The 24364-nt window shown below is 60.2% G+C and carries 14 protein-coding genes; 6 read left to right on the forward strand and 8 right to left on the reverse strand.

Features of this window, described 5'->3' with window-relative positions; genetic code table 11:
- Positions 1-28 precede the first annotated feature (28 nt).
- From ACYYKW_RS10500 to ACYYKW_RS10510, 3 genes are read left to right on the forward strand one after another with little or no spacing between them, the layout of a single operon-like run.
- Positions 29-772 (forward strand): molecular chaperone, encoded by a 744-nt coding sequence (locus ACYYKW_RS10500; RefSeq protein ID WP_336355360.1) that lies wholly within the window; start codon positions 29-31, stop codon positions 770-772.
- 32 nt (positions 773-804) lie between these two features.
- Positions 805-1317 carry a CS1 type fimbrial major subunit gene (locus tag ACYYKW_RS10505; RefSeq protein ID WP_464990078.1) on the forward strand — a complete coding sequence of 171 codons (513 nt, stop codon included), beginning with the start codon at positions 805-807 and terminating at the stop codon, positions 1315-1317.
- 19 nt (positions 1318-1336) lie between these two features.
- Positions 1337-2563, forward strand: a complete 1227-nt coding sequence (locus ACYYKW_RS10510) for a hypothetical protein (protein WP_464990079.1) — start codon at positions 1337-1339, stop codon at positions 2561-2563.
- Between the two features lie 47 nt (positions 2564-2610).
- On the opposite strand, the gene ACYYKW_RS10515 is transcribed toward ACYYKW_RS10510, so the two are convergent.
- Together ACYYKW_RS10515 and ACYYKW_RS10520 are read right to left on the reverse strand one after the other, a co-directional pair.
- Complete coding sequence (locus ACYYKW_RS10515) at positions 2611-7722, reverse strand: NEL-type E3 ubiquitin ligase domain-containing protein (protein WP_464990080.1); 5112 nt, start codon at positions 7720-7722, stop codon at positions 2611-2613.
- A 192-nt stretch (positions 7723-7914) separates the two neighbouring features.
- Positions 7915-11052: a transglycosylase domain-containing protein gene (locus tag ACYYKW_RS10520; RefSeq protein WP_336355356.1), complete on the reverse strand. Its 3138-nt coding sequence runs from the start codon at positions 11050-11052 to the stop codon at positions 7915-7917.
- Positions 11053-11605: 553 nt separating this feature from the next.
- On the opposite strand from ACYYKW_RS10520, the gene ACYYKW_RS10525 reads away from it, so the two are divergent.
- Complete coding sequence (locus tag ACYYKW_RS10525) at positions 11606-13027, forward strand: amino acid permease (RefSeq protein WP_464990081.1); 1422 nt, start codon at positions 11606-11608, stop codon at positions 13025-13027.
- A 51-nt stretch (positions 13028-13078) separates the two neighbouring features.
- Here the strand turns inward: ACYYKW_RS10525 and ACYYKW_RS10530 are convergent, their stop codons facing one another.
- Complete coding sequence (locus ACYYKW_RS10530; protein WP_464990082.1) at positions 13079-14698, reverse strand: FMN-binding glutamate synthase family protein; 1620 nt, start codon at positions 14696-14698, stop codon at positions 13079-13081.
- Between the two features lie 158 nt (positions 14699-14856).
- Positions 14857-15657, reverse strand: a complete 801-nt coding sequence (locus tag ACYYKW_RS10535; RefSeq protein ID WP_336355354.1) for a helix-turn-helix transcriptional regulator — start codon at positions 15655-15657, stop codon at positions 14857-14859.
- Between the two features lie 124 nt (positions 15658-15781).
- Here ACYYKW_RS10535 and ACYYKW_RS10540 point away from each other — a divergent pair, with 124 nt between their 5' ends.
- Positions 15782-16603, forward strand: coding sequence for a carbon-nitrogen hydrolase family protein (locus tag ACYYKW_RS10540; protein ID WP_464990083.1), 822 nt, complete (start codon positions 15782-15784; stop codon positions 16601-16603).
- A 327-nt stretch (positions 16604-16930) separates the two neighbouring features.
- A complete protein-coding gene (locus ACYYKW_RS10545; RefSeq protein ID WP_464990084.1) occupies positions 16931-18256 on the forward strand; it encodes an APC family permease in 1326 nt (441 codons plus the stop codon).
- A gap of 7 nt (positions 18257-18263) precedes the next feature.
- Here the strand turns inward: ACYYKW_RS10545 and ACYYKW_RS10550 are convergent, their stop codons facing one another.
- The 4 genes from ACYYKW_RS10550 to ACYYKW_RS10565 are packed head-to-tail and all read right to left on the reverse strand — an operon-like array spanning position 18264 to position 24311.
- Positions 18264-19667 carry an ATP-binding protein gene (locus ACYYKW_RS10550; RefSeq protein ID WP_093098710.1) on the reverse strand — a complete coding sequence of 468 codons (1404 nt, stop codon included), beginning with the start codon at positions 19665-19667 and terminating at the stop codon, positions 18264-18266.
- On the reverse strand, positions 19664-21478 hold the full coding sequence (locus ACYYKW_RS10555) for a DAHL domain-containing protein (protein WP_464990085.1): 1815 nt from the start codon (positions 21476-21478) through the stop codon (positions 19664-19666). The genes ACYYKW_RS10550 and ACYYKW_RS10555 overlap by 4 nt, the downstream gene beginning before the upstream one ends.
- Positions 21475-22452: a cytochrome-c peroxidase gene (locus tag ACYYKW_RS10560; RefSeq protein ID WP_464990086.1), complete on the reverse strand. Its 978-nt coding sequence runs from the start codon at positions 22450-22452 to the stop codon at positions 21475-21477. The genes ACYYKW_RS10555 and ACYYKW_RS10560 overlap by 4 nt, the downstream gene beginning before the upstream one ends.
- Positions 22440-24311 carry a putative bifunctional diguanylate cyclase/phosphodiesterase gene (locus tag ACYYKW_RS10565; protein WP_464990087.1) on the reverse strand — a complete coding sequence of 624 codons (1872 nt, stop codon included), beginning with the start codon at positions 24309-24311 and terminating at the stop codon, positions 22440-22442. The genes ACYYKW_RS10560 and ACYYKW_RS10565 overlap by 13 nt, the downstream gene beginning before the upstream one ends.
- Positions 24312-24364 lie beyond the last annotated feature (53 nt).

Genomic DNA, 24364 nt, shown 5'->3' on the forward strand with positions numbered 1-24364 from the left:
CTTCGCAACCGTTCAGGAGTTCTCAACGATGAACCGTGGTTTTCTGCTGGGCGTGCTCAGCCTGTTTTGCCTGACTGCCCAGGCCGGTCCGCAGATCAATGTCGGCACCGTGTACGACTATCTCGATGCCGATAAAAGTACCTACCTCAAGCGCGTGTTCAACAGCGGCGATGCCACGGCGTTCGTCAAGGTCAATGTGCTGGAAATCGTCTACGACGCTGATGGCACCTCGCAGGAAATTGCCGTCGAGAACGCCGCCGACGGCGCTTCGCGAAACGGCCTGATGGCCAGCCCCGCACGGTTGATCGTGCCTGCGCAGGGCATGCAGGGCACGCGCTTGCTGTACATGGGCGCGCGTGATCGCGAGCGCTATTTTCGCGTGCGCTTCGTGCCGGTGGTGCCAGAAAAGGAGGATGAATTCGTGGTCACTAACGAGGAACGTGAGGACTACAAGAACTCGCTCTCAGCCGGGGTCAACGTGATGACCGGCTTCGGCACGATTTTTTTCGTCCGGCCCAAAGACGCGCGTTTCGACACGGTGGTCAATGACAGCGCCAACCGTTACGAACTGCGCAACAACGGCAACACGGTGATCATCGTCGATGAGTTCAAGAGCTGTTCGCTGACCACGGACAGCGACTGCGGCGCGACCACCAAACACCATGTGCTGGCTGGCAAGAGCTTCGCCTTCGACAAGGAAAAGGGCCGCGAATACCGCTTCTTCCTGATCGAAGGGGCCGACAAAAAAGCCCTGAAAACCGCCAGTCGCTAGATCCGCTTCCACTGACGCATCGGGTAATCAACATGATCAAGCAATGCACCATCATCGCGCTGATGCTCGCCACCGGGCTGACCGGCGCGCTGGCGTGGGCGGCTCGGGAAGAGCACACCTTCGAGGTGTCGCTGACCATTCCCAGTCGGCCGTTTTATGTCATTCCTGCCGAGCCGGACTGGATTCACCGGCCGCAACAGTTGTGGTGGGATTATCCCAAGGCCACCCTGGGCAGCCTCGAGAAAAACTTCGACGTTCGGCATGACAGTAGCGCGATCGATGCGCGCCTGCTGTTTGACCCGTATCTGGAAAATGGCCGACCCAATGAAGTGATCTCGTTGCGTGTCACCTTCAATAACGTGGTGCTCAGTTCGCACATCGTTCCGCAGCAAGTGGTCTCGAGGGAGGAGGCGGCTGCCGGCAAACGCGTGGCACTGAAGATCGAACCGATCGAGCCGGCCGGCGGTTACCGCTCGGGCGACTACAACGGCAATGTGTTGCTGATGTTCACTGCTGCGGCACCCTCCGGGGAGGCAGCACCATGAGTTTCAGGCGAATACAACCATGAAAAGAATCACCCTGGCGCTGGGCCTTTTGTTGATGGCGAGCGTCCCCGAGGCGCAGGCGATGAATCAGGAGATTCGGGCACTGTTTCAGCCTGATTCGTCGAAGCCCACCAAGAATGCATTCGTCAACCAGACACCGAACAGCGGGTATTGTCAGGCTCATCCGGTTGAGTGTGCCAACTTTCGTATGTTCAGCATTCGCGTACCGGCGCGTTTCACCTCGAGCCGCTACGTTGGCATCGGCGACTCGGTCGGGGTCAAAGCCCCCGCCGCCTGGCGCAATCTGATCGTGACCAATACCCAGACACAGACTACCGAAATGCTTGCGGTGCGCATCACGGGGCTTGGCTCCAATTACGTGCTAAGCCATCCGGCAATGCGTCTGGCCGGTGGCAGCACGCCGCTTGAGGCACATGGCAGACTGTGGACGACGAACAGTTGGGTCAACGGCGTACCGGGACCCTGCACTTACAGCGGCGTGGCCGAACATGGCCCGGAAAGCTTCCGGTTTTTCTGGAAGACCCCGTTCCAGGCGATGTGCGCAAAGGTCCCGGCCTACCACATTCCTGGCATGTCTTTCGATACGCTGGATTTCGCCTACGAAATGCTTACACCCAACCCACTGGGAATGGCCTCTGGCCGTTATGTTGGCTCCCTGAATTACACGCTTGGCCCCGGTGGGGATTTCGACATGGGTTCGCTGATGCAGGCGGATGATCCCAACCTGACGCTGGATTTCGTGCTGGACGTGCAGCACACCCTCAAGGTGGATGTCCCGTCAGGCGGCAATCATATCGTGCTGGAACCTCAGGGCGGCTGGCGCAGTTGGCTGGAAAACGGACGCAAACCCGTGCGGCTGTATCGCGATCAGATTTTCCACATCTCTGCGTCGTCGAAATTCACCATGAAACTGGAATGCGAGCACAGCATGGGCGTGGGCTCCGGTTGCGCCATTATCGACCGCGAAACCCGCTACGGCGGGGTGGTCGATGTCAGCGTCAGCCTGCCCAACGGCTTGACCGATGGCGCCGGCCAGGCGGTCAAACGTTTTCCGTTGCGGCCGCAGACCAGCCCGGTGTTTCAGCCGAGCATCTACGTCGATCGCAAACCGGGAACGCTGCATTTCGAGGTCGACAAGAACTACACCGATCTGCTGATCGACAACGCGAAAGGCCGGCCTTATCAAGGCAATATCACGGTGATCTGGGATTCGGAGGTCGGTTAAGGATTGCCAGCGCGGCCGAGCGGTGAGGCGCCGGCCGCGCTGAACATTCAGAGGCCGGCTCTTTTCAGTGCCTCACGGGTCAGGCGCCGCGACAGTTCGTTGCGCTGATAACCGATGCCGATCAACAGCTCTTCGTAACGGGCGTCGCTCATTGGTTTGTTTTCGAAAAATTGCGCAGTATCAGCGATACCCAACTGGCCTGCGAGGCGCTCGATCTTTCGGTTGAGGGGAGTCAGACTGGCCAGATCAGTCGTGCTGGCCCACTGCGCCTGCGCCTCGCGCAGTTCATCGAGCCAGCCTTCCTGCGGCTCGAACTCGCGAGCATTGCGTTCGTATTGGTCCGGGTAGGCCTTGAGCAAATGTTCTTCCCAGAAATTCTCGTAATACAAATCGAGCATGCCGTTGACCAGACCATCGCCCTGTTCGGCTTTGGTGATCGTCTCGAAAGCGATGTCGACTTTCTTTTGAGTCACACCCGAGCGTGGCCGGTAAAGCATGCCTTCTGATTGCCAGGGCAGTTGCAGGCGCTCGGCCAGCCCCGTTTCGAACGCCATGTGCACTTCGACTTCGTCCGGTGGCAAATTGCGCGAGTCGTTTTTGTTCAGTTGCACTTGTGTCCTGTATTCAAGCGCAGCTTCGTCTGTCACTCGGTTCAAGCGTGCCGCCGCGCGGGCCAGGCGCACGAGTTTGTCTTCAAGTACGGCAGGCGATGTCGATTCGCCGTAAGCCTTGGACACCAGTACTTTCAGGCCCAGCGAATTGAACAGCTGCGCGCCGAAATCGCCGCAGTCCTCGGGCGTGACGATCTGCTGGAACAGCGTCTCGCGCAGTTTCGCGTCCAGCGCCACAGCATCGACCATTTCCCAGACGCGTTGGGTCAAGCGTCTGCGACCATTGTCAGTCTGGTAATCGGCGCTTTCTCTAAGCTTGCGAATCACGCTGAAAAAACCGGCGCTGTCCGGCTCCGCCATCAGATCGTGCCAGGACTCTTCGCGGTATTTGCTGAAGGATGCTGTCGGGCCGAGCGTGTCGGGTTGTTGAGGAAACGATCGCCAGTGGCGAATCTCGTCGTCAGCTGCGGAGAAATAATCCTGCACCAATGCCAGGCCGACGGACTCGCGATAACCGCCAAGGCGAACGCGATCCTCAACGGACAGCCGCGACGTATCGAGCCGCGCTCGACTGAGGATGCGCGCCTGCACCGAGCCGGGCGTGACTTCGGGCAACGATTTGATCGGCGCTGCGCGCATATCCAGCATGAAGCTTTGCGGACGTTGCTTGTCCACCGCGCCAACCCTGAACAAACCTTCGGGCCAGCTCTCGATACGGGTGTTGGCCAGGCTCAGTTCGGTCAAGTGGTTCATCGCGCCGACATCCGGTGGCAGGTCCAGCGGATTGCCGTTCAGATTCAGCGTGCGCAACTGTTCCAGCTGGCCAAGCTGTTGCCGCGATTCGGACGTCAGTTTGATTCTGTTATCGGCCAGATCCAGGTCCTGCAAGGGACGCATCAGCCCGATGATGTCCGGGAGCGCCTGCAACTCACACTGCCGAGCGCTCAGTTGGCGCAGATTGGGCAAGCTGCTCAGCATCGCACTCGGATCCGGCGAAAGACGCGCTCTGTCCAGTTTCAGTGCGGTGATACGATCAAGGTGCTGTTTCATTTTCGGCCGCCTGATCAGGTCATTCCACCAGCGCTTCAGATCATGGCTCACCAGATCGGAAGACAGATCGAGCGTATAGCCTTGATCTGGACGGGCGCTGCGTTCGCCGAACATTTCGCTGCGGCGCTCGAAGCACTCTTTCAGGCGCTCCTCGATAAAGTCGCCGCCCTTGTGCAGGTAGTCCGAGGACAAGCCCGGATAACCGGTTTCCGGATCGACCTCTGTATAACTGCCGCGCCAGTCTGTTAACTCGTTTTGCAGATCCTTGCGTTCCTGCTCGAGCCGCGCAATGGCGTCTTTCGGCTCGCCCTTGCGCGTCAGTGCTTCAAGAAACGTGTTGGCTTCTCTTTCCGTCATTGCCGGATACAGATCGCGGATCCGTTCCTCAGGAGTCGAGCGGCGCAGAAACCTCGGCAAGCCCAGCAGTGTTTCGGTTTCGACGCTCACCATCGGGCGAATCGGCGGTTCAGCGAGGACCGTGCGGCGCTCGGCGGGGGCAGCCGCCAGTTCCATCAGCCAGACCTTCAGCGCAGCGCCCTGGCCGCGTCGATAGCCGATGCTGGTGAGTGTTTCGTCAGGCAGGGCACGCAAGATCGCTTCATGAAACTCGGCGGCGGCATGCAGCGAACGGGCGTTGGCGTCGAACACTTCGTAGCGGCCGTGTTCGTTTCTGATCAGACGCCTGAGCGTTTTTGCGTTGTCCGGTCCGCTGCTGCAACGCAAGGGCCCGTCAAAGGTGCCGTCGCGCACCTCGATGCGCAGGTCGGCGAAGGTGTCGGTGTGCAGGCGCAAGGTTCCCAGCGCGAGGCGTTCGCTGTCGGAGCTCAGTTGATGGTCGCGATAGAAACCCTCGTAGGCACGGCTGCTCCTGGCTTCGAAATCCAGCTCCCGTGCCTGATTTTTCAGACGCAACGGCAAGCGCTGTTCGTTCAGGGTGCGTTGCATTTCAGCGGCGCTGGCCTGGCCGAGCAGTTTTTCACCCAGCGGCAACGGCAGTTCGGGGAAGGTCTTGCGCACCACCTGCAGGTCAGCCTTGCCGGTGCGATCGGCCGCTTGATAAAGACGCTTCGACACGTCCTCGCGGCGTTTGTCGACGGCATCGGCGAGCTTGTTGCGCAGTGCTTGCACCCGTTCGGCGACGGGCACGTTACGACCCAGTAGTGTGCGCATCTGCCCCTCGTCAAGAAAGGCCAGCAGACGTTCCGGCAACTGTCCCGCGCAAAGCTCTGACTGGGTAACAGTCAGCGTGTCGGCGGCGCTGGCCATCGGGTTACCGTACTGGCGGGAATAACCGTCCAGATGGTCATACTCAACCTTCAACGCGCGCTCGTATGGCCAGCCCGGCAGGCTGGTGGCGATCGGCTCGAACCAGTCCGACTCGGCCGCGATCGGCTTGCCGGCGCGGATGTTGGCGCTGGCGACCTGCGCATCGTCGTAGGCCGCGTAACGCTTGAGACCGTCCGCCAGCAAGGGCGGCGGTGGGCTGCTGTCGCTGTGCATCCGGCGCAGGTGATGGTGGCCGGTGCCGCTGCTGATGCGAATCTGCTCCAGTTGCGTGGGCGAGAAGCGCTGGGCGCGATGGCCGAGGCGCGGCATCAATGCGTTGTCGTTCCAGTCCGCCGGGTTCTCTGCCTCATGCCGCCACGCGCCGTGCTCGTTGTGTTCCAGCAGTGGTTTGTAGGCGTTGGCACGCTCGGGATGCTTGGCCCGCCAGGTTTTCACCTCGGGACGCGACGAGGCCTTCTCCACGCTGTAGAGCTTGCCATCGAGCGGCAGCAGGCGTTCGCGGCCGTTATCGTGCAGGCCATGGGCGTCGGGTTTGGAGGCGATATCGAGTTGCAGGTTCTTTTGTTCATAGGGGCCAAGATCGGGGTTCCACAGCGATGCTTTGCCATCCGGCAATCGCACCGGCTTCATGCCGTCCACCAATGGCGATAGCTTGACCTTGAACGCCCCGGCGATTTCCGCACCGGCGCCGAACGCGGCCAGTTCGATGATGTTGGTCACCACGCTGATGACATGCTCACCCGCTTCCTGCCACAGGCCTTCGGCCATATCGACGATGCCTTCGATAACCTCAGTGGTCAGCTGGTAAGCGGTGTAAACCATCATCAGCTCACCCAGCCCCGGCACGAACGGTGTGACGATCAACAGGGCGACATTGAAAATGTCGGAGAGGATCTTCTTGAAGTTGTCCCACCAGGCCCAGCGCGCCTTGCTGTCGGTGTCGGCGGTGGAGACGGCGATCTCGCGCGCGTCGTTGAGAATCTTGTTGAGCTTCTGCTGATAGGCGTGGCGCCAGTAATCGCCCGAGACTTTCAGCCGTGCGAATTGCAGGTGGGGATTGTCCACGGCATCCTTGCGCCACGCAGGGCGCTGATCGGTCGGGTCGTCACGCGGGTGATAACGGGTGACAAACAGGCGCTGTTCGAGTTCGGCGAAAAAGTGCCCGCGTTGCTGATGATCGACGAACTGACTGAAGAACTGCCGGTAGGTCTGTTGCGTCGCGTCGCTGAAGCGGTCTTCGCGCAGCTGTCGGGTCAATTCCTCGCGAAAGGCTTTCAGCGAGGCGTATTCCTTGAGCGGGTGATCCGGATCGTGCGGAATGTACGCGATCAGACGACGAATGCCGCGGCTGTCGTTTTGTGTGGGGGTCAGCAGCAGGATCCCGGTCAGTCTGGTGCCGAGCAGCGACAGATCGGCGTACACCAGCGGGCGGTCGTTTAGCATCAGCGGGCGCCTTTCCTCTCTCAGGTCCAACAACATTTTGTAGGCGTCAGAGAAGATGTCGCGTTTGATCAGGGCTAATTGCGCGGCGACCGCGAGGGCATCCTTTTGGCTTTGGCTGACTTTGTATTGCAGGACACTTTCGGCCAGTGGCTCACCAGGCAGCAGATAGCTTTCCAGGTGCTTCTTGTACCTCGCGCCGAGGTCTAGCTCGCGGCACAGTTTTTGGAAATCGCTGATCGGCATGGTGTTTTTGATTGGCAAGACGTCGAACAGACCGCGGTCATCAGGCTTGCTGATGTAATCCGAGCCACGCCCGGCCGTTTCGCTGCGGGCGAAGTTGTGCAGTGCGGCATCGAGCAGCGATACCGTTCGGGTGACGACGCCCTCAGACACATTGATCGCGTACCAAGGGGTTTCAGCGGGAAGATAAAGGCGCAGGTACGTGCTTTTGACGTCCGGCTCGATGCCATGAAGCAACTTGATTTTCGCCTTGAGCAGCGGCTCGGCGAAGGCATACAGGTCGGTTTTCTCCAGCAGATGATCGACCTGATTCTGCGAGTTCCATGCTTTAAGATTGGCCGCGGCCAGTTCTTTCAGGTCAGCGGCGCTCGCCGAGGTGTACCAGGGCTGGGGCTTCAGGGACACGTCGGCCAAGGCGCGGGCGCGGTTGACGGTTGCGTTTTTGAAGCTGTCGTGGACGGCAGACTTGATGAATTCGTAATGCCGGCCTTTGTCTGGTTGTTCGGCAGGCAGGGGAGCGGGAGACATGGCCAATCATCCTTGATTGTTGAGGAATGATCAGCCTACCCACGGCAGGGCAAAACAAAAGTTCAAAGTTCGCCAGGCAAACGCTGCTGCGGGTGACTAACCCGACGAAAATTCGAATCGGAAAAGTACAGGAGTACCACCCGCCGACGGGAAAAAGCCTCACCCTGATTCAGAATGCCCCGACACGATTTGTTACCTCACTGTAGGACGCGGTGTGTCGTTCAGCGCCACGCTCGCGGTCTGCGTCGGCTGGCATTGCGAGGCGCTGCCCGGTTGCAGATACGGCGTCAGGATCGGCGCCATGCCCTTGAGCACCTGCGTGGGCAGGGCCGAGGTGAACTTGAAGTTCTCTGCCGAGCGCCCCGGAACGAACGCGGTCAGGGTGCCGAAATGATGGTCGCCGATGTAGAACACAAAGGTCGCGGTGCGGTTGATCGACTTCGAACTGATGATGCGCCCGCCCGAGCCGATGGCCGCAATGCGGTTGTCTCCGGTACCGGTCTTGCCACCCATGGCCAGCGGCGTGCCATCGGCCAGTTTGAAACTGCCGGAAACACGTTTTGCCGTACCGGCATCGACCACCTGCGACAGCGCCTCGCGCATGGCTCTGGCAACCTCAACGGGCATCACCCGTTTACCGACATGCGGGTCGTTGACCACTTTGGTTTCGTAAGGCGTGCCGGCAGCGAAATGCAGGCTATCGATGCGCAGCGTCGGCATGCGCACGCCGTCATTGAGAATGGTGCCGATCAACTCGGCGAGGGCGGCGGGGCGGTCGCCGGAACTGCCGATGGCAGTGGCCAGTGACGGCACCAGGTGATCGAACGGATAGCCGACTTTTTGCCAGCGCTGGTGAATATCCAGAAACGCTTCGATTTCCAGCATGGTGCGGATGCGGCTGTCGCGCGCGCCCTTGTGCCGACTCTTGAACAACCAGCTGTAGACTTCCTGGCGTTCGAAATGGCTGGCCTTGACGATCTCGCTGAAGGTGGCGTCCGGGTGGTGCAGCAGATAGCCGATCATCCACAGGTCCAACGGGTGGACCTTGGCGATGAAGCCTTGGTCGGGCAGGTCATAACTGCCGGGGCCATAGGCATCATAGAGGCGGATCAAGCGATCGTCGGTGAGTTTTTCGTTGAGCTTGGTGCCCTTGAGGTGCGAACGCACAAAGCGGTTGAAATCTTCCTGACTGGCTTCGGGCAGCAGATAGCGATGCACAGCGGCCATGCGGATCGGCGTCGGGCGCATGCTGTCGAGGAAAGTGTCGAGACGCGCCTGGGTGTCTTTGTTCCGGTATTTCTTCCAGAACTTGAGCAGGAACGAGGTGCCTTCACGATCAGCGAAACTGGCCAGGTATTCCTGACGCCGCGGGTCACGATCGTCCTTGAGCAGTTCGGCGTTCGGCCCGGAGTAGGTGGTGTAACGGACGATGTCGCGCATCAGCCGAATGAACGGCAGGTTGATCGATTCGCGAAGTGAATCGCGCAGGGTCGGCAGGCGGCCGTTGTCCTCTTTGCGAAAGTTGTGGAAGGTATGCAAACCGCCACCGGTGAAAAACGCCTCGCCGGGGCTGGCTGAATATTTGCGATCCAGCGCGGCGGCGAGCAGCTTCGACAGGTCGTGATCCTTGTTCTGCATCAGATAATCGATGACCCAGCGGCTCAGCCGGTCCTGATCGGGCACCTCGACTTTCTTCAGCTCGGCTGCGCTCATCGCGGCGTACTTGTCGTGCAGCTCGGCGATGATTTGCAGGTAGGTGGTGAGCACACGCATTTTCGCCGTTGAGCCGAGTTCCAGTTTGCTGCCTTCGTTGATGTCGAAAGGCTGGTCGGTGCTGTCGGTCTGCACCCGCACGCGGGAACCGTCCGCAGTCAGCTCGAACAGGGTGAAGCTGTAACGCACTTGCGTGGTGCTGGTCGGCGTCAGCAGGCGCTCGCCGAGCAGGCCGATTTCCGCGGCGTAGGCCGGGTCGGCGAGTTTTTTCAGGTACGCGGTGGCCTGGGTTTGCAGGTCGCCCTGCAAGGTGCTGGTAGCAGACAGGTCGAGGCGATCAAGGTCGTACAGCGGCCGGTTGAGCATGCTTGCCAGACGACTGCGGGCGGCACTGATGCCCTTGTTGGTTTCGATCGGCTGGATCGTCGGTTGGGTCTGCCAGTCACGGTACGACACGATGCTCGCCAGCGCGGCATCGGCGAGTGCGCTGTCGATCACGCCGTTCTGTTTGAGCAGGCGCAGGTGGCTGTCGGTCAGGCTGGCGAGATCCTCGCGGCCCTTGGTCAGGTAATACGAAGGGCGGCGCTGGGCGATCATCAACGAGAGCATTTCACGCAGGGCCAGGCCTTTGGCAGCCATGGTCTGCGGGTCGGTGGCCGGGCTGTTCAGTTGCTCGTTGGCCTTGGCAAAATCGCTGCCGTACCAGACCCGCAAGCCTTCAGCCATGCCATGCACTTCGCCGTGCCCTGGCACCGCCGACAGCGGCACACTGTTGAGGTAATCACGCACGATGTTCTGCCGTGCCCCCAGGGTCTGCGGCCCGTCTTGATAAGCGCGCACGCTGGCGGAAAACATCTGCCGGAGTTTCTCCGCGCCCGACGCGGTAAGGCCTTCCGGCGAGTGTCGATATTTTTCCAGTTGCGTCGCCAGCGTGCTGCCACCGGCCGATTGCCCCGGCAGGCGCAACAGCTTCGCCACCTGCGACCACGCGGCCATGCCGAAACGCGGCCAGTCCACTGCCGGGTTGGCCAGCGGTTGCTTCGGGTCGAGCAGAAAGCGGTTTTCGATGAACAGCAGGCTGTTGACCACCACCGGCGGGATCGCCGCGAAATCGGCATACAGCTGCTGCGGATAGTTGTAGCGGTACAGCGGCGCCGCGCGGCAATCGGTGATCGACAGGCCGGCCTGAATCTTTTCCGAATAGGGCACGAACAGGCCTTTGTCGGTGTAGCTGAGCAGCGCCGGCGAAAACCGTGTCTGTTCGGTAATCACGTAATTGCGCTTGAGCAAGCGCGGCAGGAATTCATCCAGCGAGCTGTACCCCAGACGCAGATCGAACGGCCCGTTGCCCGGATATCGAATTGCTTCGCTCGGCCCCGGTTCCAGTTTGTACGTCAGCGAGGCGGCGTATTGGCTGAGTTCGCGCGACTGAAAGCGCGAGGTGCGCATTTCTTTGGATGCAGCCAGCCCCACCACGATCGCGATGATCAGCAGCAACAACCAGAAAGCCTTCCACCCATGCCGATTGCGACGGGGTTTTTCAGGTACAGGCGCTTCATCCATACGTTCAGTCGGAACCACGGTTTTACTCGAATCGGTTTGCCATAAAGCGCCCATAGTCGATTGATCCATACACGCAGATTGATCGGACTTGTCTGAAGCTTAGACGGTGGTTGGCGCTGGCGAAGAAAATAAGGCGGGTGGGGTGCTGCCGATTTCTCCATAAAGCGCTGTCGCCTTTTCAGTGCCATGGCGCAAGTTTGCCGCTGCTTGCCTCCTTCACGTGGTGACGCAGCGGCGGCGTTGCCGTAGACGTAAGAGCACCGCAATAGAGCGGTCAGCGCACACCTGACGACGAAATCCGGGCATGACGATGCACCACTGCCGTGCAATACTCGGTGCCGTTAGAGATTGGCGAGTTTTGCTATGCGACCAGTTGATCGGATCGGTCTATCGGCTTAATGCGACAATTCTCGCTGAATCCCGTGTTTTTTAGAGTGAAAAGACCTGCAGCAAGGTTTTTATACTGACGTCCCGCTGATCTTTCAGGTTGCCCTGCAAGACGCGTCTGCCCACGAAGCCGACGCGGTTTCCTGCCCAGCCAAGGCCTATCGGCCGACGCTTCGAAACCCAGTGGTCATACCCAATAACAAGACGAGGTTGTACCCCTATGCCAGTTGGCAATTCTCTGCCTGACGGCGATACCGCTCAGGGCGGTCCGCTCAAACGTGAACTCGGCGAACGGCATATCCGCCTGATGGCGCTTGGTGCCTGTATCGGCGTCGGCCTGTTCCTCGGTTCGGCCAAGGCCATTGAAATGGCCGGCCCGGCAATCATGCTGTCCTACATTCTTGGCGGTCTGGCGATTCTGGTGATCATGCGCGCCCTCGGTGAGATGGCGGTGCATAACCCGGTGGCCGGGTCGTTCAGTCGCTACGCGCAGGACTATCTTGGCCCGCTGGCTGGTTTCCTCACCGGCTGGAACTACTGGTTCCTGTGGCTGGTGACGTGCGTGGCGGAAATCACCGCGGTGGCGGTGTACATGGGCATCTGGTTTCCCGATGTGCCGCGCTGGATCTGGGCGTTGGCGGCGCTGATCAGCATGGGCTCGATCAACCTGATCGCGGTCAAGGCTTTCGGCGAGTTCGAATTCTGGTTCGCCCTGATCAAGATCGTCACGATCATTGCGATGGTCATCGGCGGCGTCGGCATTATCGCGTTCGGTTTCGGTAACGATGGCGTGGCGCTGGGCATTTCCAACCTGTGGGCGCATGGCGGCTTCATGCCCAATGGCGTGACCGGCGTGCTGATGTCGCTGCAAATGGTCATGTTCGCCTACCTCGGTGTCGAGATGATCGGCCTCACCGCCGGTGAAGCCAAGAACCCGCAAAAAACCATTCCCGATGCGATCGGCTCGGTGTTCTGGCGGATTCTGCTGTTCTACGTCGGCGCGTTGTTCGTGATTCTGTCGATCTACCCATGGAACGAAATCGGCACCCAAGGCAGCCCGTTCGTGATGACCTTCGAACGTCTGGGCATCAAGACCGCCGCCGGCATCATCAACTTCGTGGTGATCACCGCCGCGCTGTCGTCGTGCAACGGCGGCATCTTCAGCACCGGGCGGATGCTCTACAGCCTGGCGCAGAACGGTCAGGCCCCGGCCGGTTTTGCCAAGACCTCGAACAATGGCGTACCACGCCGTGCGCTGCTGCTGTCGATTGCGGTGTTGCTGCTGGGCGTGATGCTCAACTATCTGGTGCCGGAGAAAGTCTTCGTCTGGGTCACCTCGATCGCCACCTTCGGCGCGATCTGGACCTGGGTGATGATCCTGCTGGCCCAGCTGAAATTCCGCAAAGGCCTGAGCGCCAGCGAACGTGCCGGCCTCAAGTACCGGATGTGGCTGTACCCGGTCAGCTCTTACTTTGCGCTGGCGTTCCTGGTGCTGGTAGTCGGCCTGATGGCGTACTTCCCGGATACGCGCGTGGCGCTGTATGTGGGGCCGGCGTTTTTGGTGTTGCTGACGGTGTTGTTTTACGTGTTCAAGTTGCAGCCGACCGAGGTAGCGCAGGGCTCGGCGCGCTCGGTTTCCTGAATCGATAGTCAGTCGCAAAGCGGGCGTACATTTCTGTACGCCCGCTGTGTTTCAGGCAGCGGCCACTTCCTGCGGCTCAAAACTGTCCGCCCGCGCCATCTGCCACATCCGCGAATAAAATTCGCCGTTCACTTCCCCAGTGAGCAATTCCCCCGGTTTCAAAAACACGTGCAACTGCGAGAACAGCTTGATCTCGGTCGCCGACATGCGTCGCACCAAGTGCTTGGCCGACAGTTGCGACGGATGCTCAAGCCCTGCGGCGGCGAGCATTTCCGCCAGCGCTTTGAGCGTGTTGCGGTGGAAGTTGAATACCCGCTGGGCCTTGTCCGGCACCACCAGTGCGCGTTGGCGCAGCGCGTCCTGAGTGGCGACGCCGGTCGGGCATTTGTTGGTGTGGCAGCTTTGCGACTGGATGCAGCCGATGGCGAACATGAAGCCGCGCGCGGCGTTGGCCCAGTCGGCGCCGATGGCCAGTACGCTGGCGATGTCGAAGGCGCTGACAATCTTGCCGCTGGCGCCGAGTTTGATCTTGTCGCGCAGGTTCAGGCCAACCAGGGTGTTGTGGACGAACAGCAGGCCTTCGCGCAGCGGCACGCCGATGTGGTCGGTGAACTCCACTGGCGCGGCGCCGGTGCCGCCTTCCTTGCCATCGACGACGATAAAGTCTGGGAGAATTCCGGTTTGGAGCATGGCTTTGGCGATGCCCATGAATTCCCACGGATGGCCGAGGCAGAACTTGAAGCCCACCGGTTTGCCGCCGGACAGTTCACGCAGTTGCTGGATGAAATGCATCATTTCCAGCGGCGTGGAAAACGCACTATGGCGCGACGGTGAAACACAGTCTTCGCCCATCAGGATGCCGCGCGTGTCGGCGATTTCCCGAGTGACCTTGTGCTTGGGCAGGATGCCGCCGTGGCCGGGTTTGGCGCCCTGGCTCATCTTGATTTCAATCATCCGCACTTGCGGGTTCTGCGCCTGCACGGCAAAGCGCTCCGGGTCGAAACGGCCGTCGCTGGTGCGGCAGCCGAAGTAGCCGCTGCCCAATTCCCAGGTCAGGTCGCCGCCGTGTTCGCGGTGATACGGGCTGATGCTGCCTTCACCGGTGTCATGGGCGAAGTTGCCGAGTTTCGCGCCCTGGTTCAGCGCGCGAATGGCGTTGGCGCTGAGTGAGCCGAAACTCATTGCCGAGATATTGAACACCGAGGCCGAATACGGCTGGCTGCATTGCGGGCCGCCGACGATGACGCGGAAACCGCTCGGGTCGCTCAGCGGCGCCGGACGCATCGAATGGCCAATGAACTCGAAACCCGATTGGTAGACGTCGATCAGCGTGCCGAACGGTTTGTCGGCAGTTTCGTTTTTCGCCCGCGAATACACCAGCGAACGCTGGGCGCGGGAAAAGGGCAGGGCATCGCTGTCGGATTCCAGCAGGTACTGGCGAATCTCCGGGCGGATGCCTTCGACCAGATAACGGATGTTGCCCAGAATCGGATAATTGCGCCGCACCGCGTGAGGGCTCTGCAGCAGATCGAACAGACCGATCAGACTCAAAACGCCGGTGACAGCGGTGATCGGCCACAGCCAGTCATGTTGTAGAAAGGGCAGGCTGGCGAGGGTGAACACCACGCAGACGGCAAAGAAGGCGTAGCGGCTCAGCAGTGACAGGCTCATACGGTTTCCTTGGGTTCGGACTCAAATCAGCGGGTTACACACATTCTCAATGTAGGAGTGAGCCTGCTCGCGATAGCGGTATACCCGCTACCTATGATTTGGCTGACCCGACGCAATCGCGAGCAGGCTCACTCCTACAAAAAACAATCATCTGGCACTCAGGCGTTCTGTGCTTGCAGAAAAATCGAAAACAGCTCGGATTGGGACTTGATCCCGAGCTTGCTGTACATGTGTTTCTTATGGACTTTCACGGTTTCCACGGAGATTTCCAGCTTGCGGGCGATTTCTTTACTGGAGCAACCGCTGAGCATCAAGCGCCCGACATCCAGTTCACGCGCCGTCAGTTGCGCGCCTTTGAGTTGTTGCACCGAGGCTTCCAGTTGCACCCGCCAGTCGGCGGGGGCCGGCGCGGTAGCGAGGGCGACGGTTTCGTTGATTTCGTACGGCAGGCGCTGGCGCAACAGGCCCAGCACCCAGGGTTGAATCAAAGACAGCAAGGCGATCTGTTGCCCAGTGAAAGGTTTTTCACTGCCCAGCGACAGGCACAGCGTGCGCTCGCCTTCGAGCTGGCAATTGAACTGGATTTCATCGGCGACCACATTCAGACGAAAGTATCGCTGGTAGTACTCGGTCAGTTCGAAATGCTCCGGCGCCACTTCCGAGAGGCGATAAAGGCCGGTGCGCGATTGCTCGCGGCAGGCGATGTAAAACGGATCGAGCAGGTACAGGCCGCGCAGATAATCCTGAAACAACGGGTCGGGGCTGCCGTCTTCGCCGGGGCTTTCGGCGAAGACTTGCGGGCGCTGATCAGCACTGAACAGCAGCACCACCCAGCTATCGAATGGCACGTATTGCTCAAGCAAACGCAGCAGTTGCGCCCAGAAATTCGGCTTGTCGAGCGCATCGATCAGTTGCCCGACAGCGCGGTGCCAGGTGATGTCATCCAGCGAAAGTGTCATCGATCTACCCCTATCGGGTTACCCCAGCCGCGTAATTCCCTGGCCGGTTGCTTGCTGCGCATACTGGCCCACAGACAGAGGCCGGGCAATCTTTCCGCACCCGGTGCGATAACAAGGAACACTCATGAAAGTCGAACTCGCCCAACTGGCGGGCCGTGACAACGACACGGCGTACAACCTGCAACGTGCCTTGGCAGCCATCGCGGCGTGCGCGGCTGACACGCAATTGCTGGTGTTTCCGGAAACCCACCTGATGGGCTTCCCGAACAGCGAGACCGTGGCGCAAATCGCCGAACCCGTCGACGGCCCGAGTGTCAGCGCCGTGCTGGCGGCTGCGCGCGAACGCAATATTGCCGTGGTGATCGGAATGGCCGAGAACGACAATGGCCGCTTCTACAACACTACGCTGTTGCTCACCCCCGAAGGCATCGCCCTGAAATACCGCAAGACCCATCTGTGGGCCTCGGATCGCGGCGTGTTCGAACCCGGCGACCGTTACGCGACCTGCGTGTGGAACGGCGTGCGCGTCGGTCTGCTGATCTGCTACGACATCGAATTCCCGGAGTCGGCCCGAGCCTTGGCGCAACTGGGCGCCGACCTGTTGATCGTGACCAACGGCAACATGGACCCGTACGGCCCGACCCACCGCACCGCGATCATGGCCCGCGCCCAGGAGAATCAGGCGTTTGCGCTGATGGTCAATCGCGTCGAGACCGGGGATGACGGACTGGTTTTCGCCGGCGGCAGTGCGCTGGTCGATCCGCTGGGGACGCTTTTGTTCGAGGCCGGGCGTGACGAAGGGCAGTTCAGGGTTGAGCTGGATTTTGCGCAACTGGAAATTGCGCGCAGGGATTATCGCTATCTGGATGATCAGCGTTTGAAGTTGCCGGGGGAGGTGGTGGAGCGCAGCGATGGTGTTCGCGAGTTGTTGATTCCACGCCGATAACCGCTGCCCTCACCCTAACCCTCCCGAAACGTCGGACCGCCCGGGGGGAGAGGGGACTGACCGAGTTGATTGTTCGAGGTACGTCGACCTGCAAGACCCAGTTGAACATGGGTTCTCTCCTGATCGTTCCCACGCTCTGCGTGGGAATGCAGCCCGGGACGCTCGGCGTCCCAAGAGCGAACGCGGAGCGTCCGTTGAGGCATTGCCACGCAGAGCGTGGGAACGATCAGCAACACAAAACCACGTAACACCACAATAAAAAACACACCCGAAATTTTCGCCGAACCCGGCTCTGCCATAAAACCAATAATTCGGAGTAAGTCGCCCATGGCTCGTTTGCAACGCACCCTTTCACTGGGGGCGGTGGTGCTGTTCGGCATCGCCTATATGACACCGATCATCGTCCTCGGCACCTTCGGCATCCTCGCCCAGACCACCGGCGGCAAGGTTCCGGCCGCCTATCTGGCCGCGCTCGGGGCGATGTTTTTCACCGCGTTGAGTTACGGCCGCATGGCCGCCGCGTTTCCGGTCGCCGGTTCCGCCTACAGCTATGTGCGCAAGGCGATCAGCCCCAAGCTCGGTTTCATTGCCGGTTGGGCGGTGTTGCTCGATTACCTGTTTCTGCCGATGGCGATCTGGTTGATCGGCGCGGCGTATCTGGCCTCGGCGTTCCCGTCGATCCCGCAATGGCTGTGGGTGCTGGCGTTTATCGGCATCACCAGCGCGATCAACATCGTCGGCCTGAAACTGGCCAACGGTATCAACGCCTTGCTGATGCTGGTGCAATTTCTGGTGCTGATCGCGTTCGTCGCGCTGTGCGTGCACTACATCGGCGGCGATGCCAGCACGCCGTTGTGGTCGATCGAGCCGTTCTTCAATGGCGACCTGCAGATGCCGTTGATCATGAGCGGTGCGGCGATCGCCTGTTATTCGTTTCTCGGGTTCGATGCGGTGAGCACTTTGACCGAAGAAACCCGCGACCCGCGTCGCACCATTCCGCGGGCAATCATGCTGATTACCTTGATTGGCGGGCTGATCTTTATCGGCGTCTCATACTTCGTGCAGAGGGCGCATCCGTCGTTCCAGTTCGACAGTGTCGACTCGGCGGCTTATGAAATTGCGCGCAATATTGGTGGCGACCTGTTCGTGTCGATCTTCCTTATCGGTCTGATCGTCGGCCAGTTCGCGTCGGGGCTGGCGGCGCAAGCCAGCGGCTCGCGCCTGCTGTTTGCCATGGGCCGCGACGGGGTGCTGCCGAAAGCGTTTTTTGGCACGCTGCACGCGCGCTTCGGTACACCGGTCAACAGCATTCTGCTGTGCGCCGCGGTGGCGTTGCTGGCGCTGAAGCTCGACGTGACCACCTCGACTTCGTTCATCAACTTCGGCGCGTTTCTGGCGTTCAGCCTGGTCAACCTGTCGGTGATCTTTCATTATTGGATCGGTGGCGAGAAAAAGGGACTGCGCGAACTCGTGCTGTTTTTGCTCTTTCCGTTTATCGGACTGGCTGCCGATGTCTGGCTGATGGTCAGCCTCGATCACCTCGCGGTCTACCTGGGCCTGAGCTGGCTGGCGATTGGTGTGATGTACCTGGCCGTGCTTACCGGTGGTTTCCGACGCCAGCCGCCGGAGCTGGATTTTCAGGAAGCGAACTGACTCTGCCTCAAGCGGCCGGGCGGTTCTGGCGCATGGGCAGCTCGACACGGAACGTCGTGCCCACGCCGAGTTCGCTGCGCACCTGAATGTCTCCACCATGTTTTTTGACAATGCCGTAAGACAATGACAGGCCAAGCCCGGTGCCCTGACCGACCGGTTTGGTGGTGAAGAACGGATCGAAGATTTTCTGCAGCGTGTCCGGCGCGATGCCCGACCCGGTGTCGGCGACCTCGACCCAGGCCATGTCTTGCTGCAGGCCGGTGCGCAAGGTGATGGTGCCGCGCTCCGGCCCCATGGCCTGAGCCGCGTTGACCACCAGGTTCATGATCACCTGATTGATCTGCGACGGCAGGCATTCGATGTCCGGTAATGGCTGGTACTCCTTGATCACGTCGGCCTTGTACTTCAGTTCGCTGGCGACGATGTTCAGGGTCGACTCGATACCTTGTTGCAGATTGGCCCACTGCCATTGCTGATTGTTGTCGACGCGGGAAAAGTCCTTCAGGTCTTTGACGATCTGGCCGACCCGGCCGATGCCTTCCTTGGACTCGCGAATCAGCAGTGGAATGTCCTCCAGGAGAAAATCCAGCTCCGCCTCTTCACGCAGGCGCTGCAGTCTGGCGGCGGTCTCGCTGTCAGGGGTTGGCGCAGAGCTCTGGTACGCGTCGAGCAGCGACAGCAACTGTTTGAAGTAGCCGTCGAGGGAGCCGAGGTTGGAGGAAATGAAGCCGATCGGGTTGTTGATTTCATGGGCGACACCCGCCGCCAGTTGCCCCAGCGACGCGAGCTTTTCCGACTGCACCAGTTGGCCTTCGAGTTGCTTGCGCTCATCGATTTCCCGTTGCAGGGCTTCGCTGGCCTGTTTGAACTGCACGGTGCGCTGGTCAACCAGATGCTCCAGATGGTGCATTTGCAGTGAAGCCTTTTCGGTCATCTGCCATTTGGTCAGCAGGGTGTTGGCCATCTGCTGCACTTCGATATTGTCGAACGGCTTCTTCAGAATCAGCAATCGGTCGTGCGCCTGCAGACGGTCAAGCAATTCGTCCCAGGAGTAATCCGAATAGGCGGTGCAGACCACAACCTGCAACTGCGGATCGTGCTGCCAGAGGTGTTCGATGGTTTTCGCCCCGTCCCAGCCGTCAGGCATGCGCATGTCGACAAAGGCCAATGCGTACGGGCGCTGCTCTTGCAGCGCCTGGATCAGTTTGCCCAGCCCTTCCTCACCACCGTAGGCCGAGTCCAGCTCCAGCAACGGCCGCTGGGGACGAGTCTGCGCGCCGAACAGCGCGGCTTCCATCTCGTCCAGCTCTGCTGACTGCGCCGTCGCGGGAGTGAGGATCTTGCGAAAGTCTTCATGAATCGACGGCATATCGTCGATCAACAGAATGCGGCGGTTCGACAGTTCGCTCATGCGTGCTCCGTTACAGTGATCAGCGGTATCTGCAAGGTGAACAGCGCGCCTTTTCCCGGCCCGTCGCTATGCGCGCTGAGATGGCCATTCATCTCGATCGCGGCCAGAGCGCAGCTGTGCAGGCCAAAGCCGTGGCCTTCCTTGCGGGTGGTGAAGCCGTGGGCAAAGATCCGCGTCATGTTCTCGGCGGCGATGCCCTCGCCGTCGTCCTTGACGCTGATCTGCAAAAAGCTGTCATCGACGGTCTTCACTGCCAGAGTCATGGTGCGCGGACGATTGCTCAGGTCCGACATTGCGTACTTGGCGTTACTGATGAGGTTGACCAGGATCAGCAGCAGCCGGTGTTTGTCGCCCATCACTTGCGGCACGTCGCCGTAATCCCTGACCACCGTGACGTGATGGCGGGTCAGGGCGCCAGCGTTCATGCGCAAGGCGTCTTCGAGCAGCTCATCGATAAACAGCGGCTCGGTCATGCTGCTGGCGCCGGCGTAGGATTGCTGGGTGGCGACGATGTCTTTGATGTGATCAACGCTTTTGCTCATTTGCCTCAACTCTTCGGTCATTTCCTGCTGTTCCTGAGCGATGGCGCCGACCAGCTGGTTGAGGTAGCCGGGGAGCAATTTGCCTTTGGCATCGTCTTGCAGGAATACGCCGAGATCGTCGGGGTGTTCATTGATCAGTTGCATGGCTTTGCCCAGGCCTTGTGTCTTGCTGTTGCGCAACTTGCGTGCGATCAGGTCGGCAGAAATGTTGACGCTGTTGAGCACGTTGCCCACGTTGTGCAAAACGTTGGTGGCGATTTCCGCCATGCCGGCCTGACGTGCGGCGTCGAGCAGTTCGCTTTGCGCATTTTTCAGTTCGCGGGTGCGTTCCTCGACCCGTTGCTCCAGCACATCGTTGGCGGTTTGCAGCGCCGCATTGACCCGGTTGATTTCGGAAAAACTGCCGATCAGGCGAATGGCCAGAACCACCAGCGACAACACCAGCAGCACGGAAAACAGCAGCATGTAGAAATGGTATTGCCGATCGATTTTCTCGGCTCGCTGCTGGTCGCGATCGAGCAGGGTGGTGATGGTGTCCAGGCGTTCGGCCACGGGAATGGCTTCGATGCTTTCGAGCAACTGATTGACCACCGGCTGTTCTCGCCCGATCAGCGCGATGTGATTACTGAGTATCCTGATCGGTGCCTGGAATTCCTGCGGCAACCGTTGCGCATTCACCGCCAGTTTGTTCAGCCCCAGATCGATTTCAGCGGCGCGCTCGGCACTGGTGACCTGGGCGTATTCCAGTGCACTGAGCAGCAGGTCGTAGGTGTCGGTGGTGATGTTCTGCAACTGCAGTTTGTCGAAATCGGGCAGGTTGGCCAGTTGCTGCTGGATATCGTCCTCGGCGGTCGGCAGGAACGCCAGGGAGTTGCGCAACAGGGCGTTGTGCGATTTGAACTGCTCGACCAGGCGGGTTTTCTCTTTGATGGCCTGCAGAAAATCACTGTGCGCCTGATTCCATTGCGCTCCGTGGTTGCGTCCGAAACCGGATTCGATAGCGTCGAAGCGTTCCCAGAGCTGGTTGATGGCATTGAGCGGCGAGACCAGTGGGTCGTAGTTGTGAGAAATCGCCACCCTGGCCTTGAGGATTTCGTTTTCCCAAAGCGAATCCTGTTGTTTGATTTGCCGGATCAGATCCCGCGATTCGGTATACATCAGGGTCTGGTCGGCGCTGGACTTGATGTACAGAAACAGCAGAACGGAGGCCAGTACCGAGGCGATCAGCGTCAGCATCAGCAGGCTGCGGCGCCGCGAAACGTCCATCATGGCTTGCCCTCCCACTGGCCGCTCAGGGTCTTGAGAAACAGCACGATCAGGCTTTTGTCTTCGGCGCTCGGCATGCGCCCCAATTGGTACTGAAACATGATGTCCACCGCCCGCTCGAGGGTCGCCGCCGAGCCGTCGTGAAAGTACGGCGCGGTCAGGGCGACGTTGCGCAGGCTGGGCACCTTGAACACCGACCGATCAGCTTCGTCACCGGTGACGTTGAAGCGCCCCTGATCGGCCTTGGTTGCCTGGCCGCGATCGGCAACGTAATCGTCGAACACACCGAACTTCTGGAACATGTTGCCGCCGATGTTTACCCCCTGATGACAGGCAATGCAGCCGTATTCCTTGAAGCGCTGATAGCCTTGTTTCTCTTCGTAGCTGATGGCGGCGGTGTCGCCCAGCAGGTACTGATCGAAGCGTGAACCGGGGGTCAACAAGGTGCGTTCGAAAGCCGCCAGCGCCCGCTGGATATTGGTCTTGGTGACTCCGTCCGGGTAGATCGCGGCAAACTTGCGCGGGTAATCAGCGTCTTCGCCGATGCGTTTTACAACGGTGGCCCAGTCGCTGCCCATTTCATGCGGGCTGGTGATGACCACATCAGTCTGCTCTTCGAGCGTCTCGACGCGACCGTCCCAGAACTGCCGAAAGTTGAGGCTGGCGTTGAACACCGTGGGTGTATTGACCGCCACCGGCAGGCCGTCGAACCCCAACGACAGCGCGCGGTTGTCGGCACCGTTCTTGTCCAGTTGATGGCAACTGGCGCAGGACAGGGTGTTATTGACCGATAGCCGGGGATCATGGAACAGCTGCCGGCCGAGGGCCACGCGCTCCGGGCTCTGGCGTGTCGCGGTGGGCAAGGGTTTGAGCGGCTCGTTCAACGGTTCGGCCGTAGCGCTGCCAGCGCAAAGGCACAGCAGCAATGCCCAAACGCACCGCCACAGGCCTTTCGACAGGCGGCTCAGTGACTGCATGGGGCGCTTTTTCCCTGTGCGAGCCATTGGGCGAATGCCGCCGCCGGCAATGCCTGGCTGAAATAATATCCCTGGCCTTCTTCGCAATGGTGATCCTTGAGAAATGCCAGTTGCTCGGCCGTCTCGATGCCTTCGGCAATGACCTTGAGACCCAGACTCCTGCCCAGGCTGATGATCGCATCGACGAGGGCGGCATCGTTGCTGTCGCAGCTCAAGCCGCGAATGAATGACTGATCGATCTTCAGCACATCGATGGGAAACCGGCGCAGGTAACTCAGGCTCGAATAGCCGGTGCCAAAATCATCGATGGCCAGCCGTACGCCCAGTGCTTTCAAACGATTGAGCGCGGTCATCGTCGCCTCGACGTTCTGCATCAATACTCCTTCGGTTATTTCCAGTTCGAGAATCTGCGCGGCCAGCCCGGACTGCTCCAGTACTCGCTCGATGCTGTCGACGAATCCAGGCTGTCGGAAATCGATCGGCGAAATATTCACCGACAGGCTGAGCGGCGGCAGCCCGGCCTGGTGCCATTCGCGCGCCTGGCGGCAGGCTTCAGCGAGCACCCACTGACTCAGTGGCACGATCAGTCCGCTGTCTTCGGCCACGGCAATGAAGTCGCCCGGATAGATCAGCGCCTGTCCGGGCTTCTGCCAGCGCACCAGCGCTTCGGCGCCGACCACGGCAGTACTGCGCAGATCGATTTTCGGCTGATAGTGGAGGACGAATTCGTGCTGCTGCAGGGCGCGGCGCAGACCGGATTCGATGCTGTGCTGTTCACGGGCACGCTGGTTCATGGCTTCGATGAAGAAGGCGCTGGAACCGGGGCCGTGTTCCTTGACGTTGTGCATTGCGGTTTCGGCTTTCTTGATCAGTTCGATGGCCTCCAGCCCGTCCTCGGGATAAAGGCTCATGCCCAGGCTGGCGGTCACGCTGATCTCGTGGCCGGCAATGGTCTGCGGTTGGCGAATGGCCGCGAGCAGTTTCTCGGCGATGCCGTGGATTTGCTGGGGATGATGGATGTCGCCGAGAAGCACCACGAACTCATCGGCGCCGTAGCGAAACACCGAGTCCGAGTCGCGTACGCACGCGCACAGCTGCTGGCCGGTGCGCTTGAGCATTTCGTCGCCGGCCGGGTGTCCCAGCGCATTGTTGATGCGCTTGAAGCGGTCCAGACCGAGAAACATCACCACCAGTTGTTTGTCATGCCGGCGGCAGTTCGCCAGTGCCTGGGTCAAACGATCGCCGAGCAGGGTGCTGTTGGGCAGCCCGGTGAGCGAGTCGTATTGCAACAGGTGCGAAACCTTGAGCAGTTCCTGAACCCGGGCCTCGATCGTGCGCTCCAGGCTGAGCATCTTCAGCGCCGCATCCTGAGCGAGCTGCCACTTCCAGGTCAGGGCATTGGCCATCTGGCGGATTTCCAGGCTGTCGAAGGGCTTTTTCAGGATCAGCAATTGATCGCCGAATTCCAGCCGCTCGGCCATCGCTTCCCAGCTGTAATCGCTGAATGCCGTGCACAAGGCGATCTGCAGGTTGGGATCGACCCGCCACAATTGTTCAATGGTTTCCAGGCCATCCCAGCCGGGCGGCATGCGCATGTCGATGAAGGCCAGCGCATACGGATTGCCTGCGTGCAGCGCGCGCTCGACCAGGGTGAGGGCGTCCTGACCCTGATAGGCCGAATCGAGCTCGAAGGTCAGATGCGGCGCTTGCGCATCGCCAAACAGCGTTTGCTCCAGCTGCTGCAACTCGACTTCGTCCTGAGCGCGTGGCGCGAGGATTTTGCGAAAGTCATCGTGAATCGCCGGTGTGTCATCGATGATCAGAACGCGTCGATTGGTTTGTGCGAAGGGTGTCTTCATCTCCTGTGCCCCCCGACATCGGACAGATGATCCCGGGCCCTCAGCGTTGGGGT

This window comes from Pseudomonas sp. 15C (genome assembly GCF_055484735.1).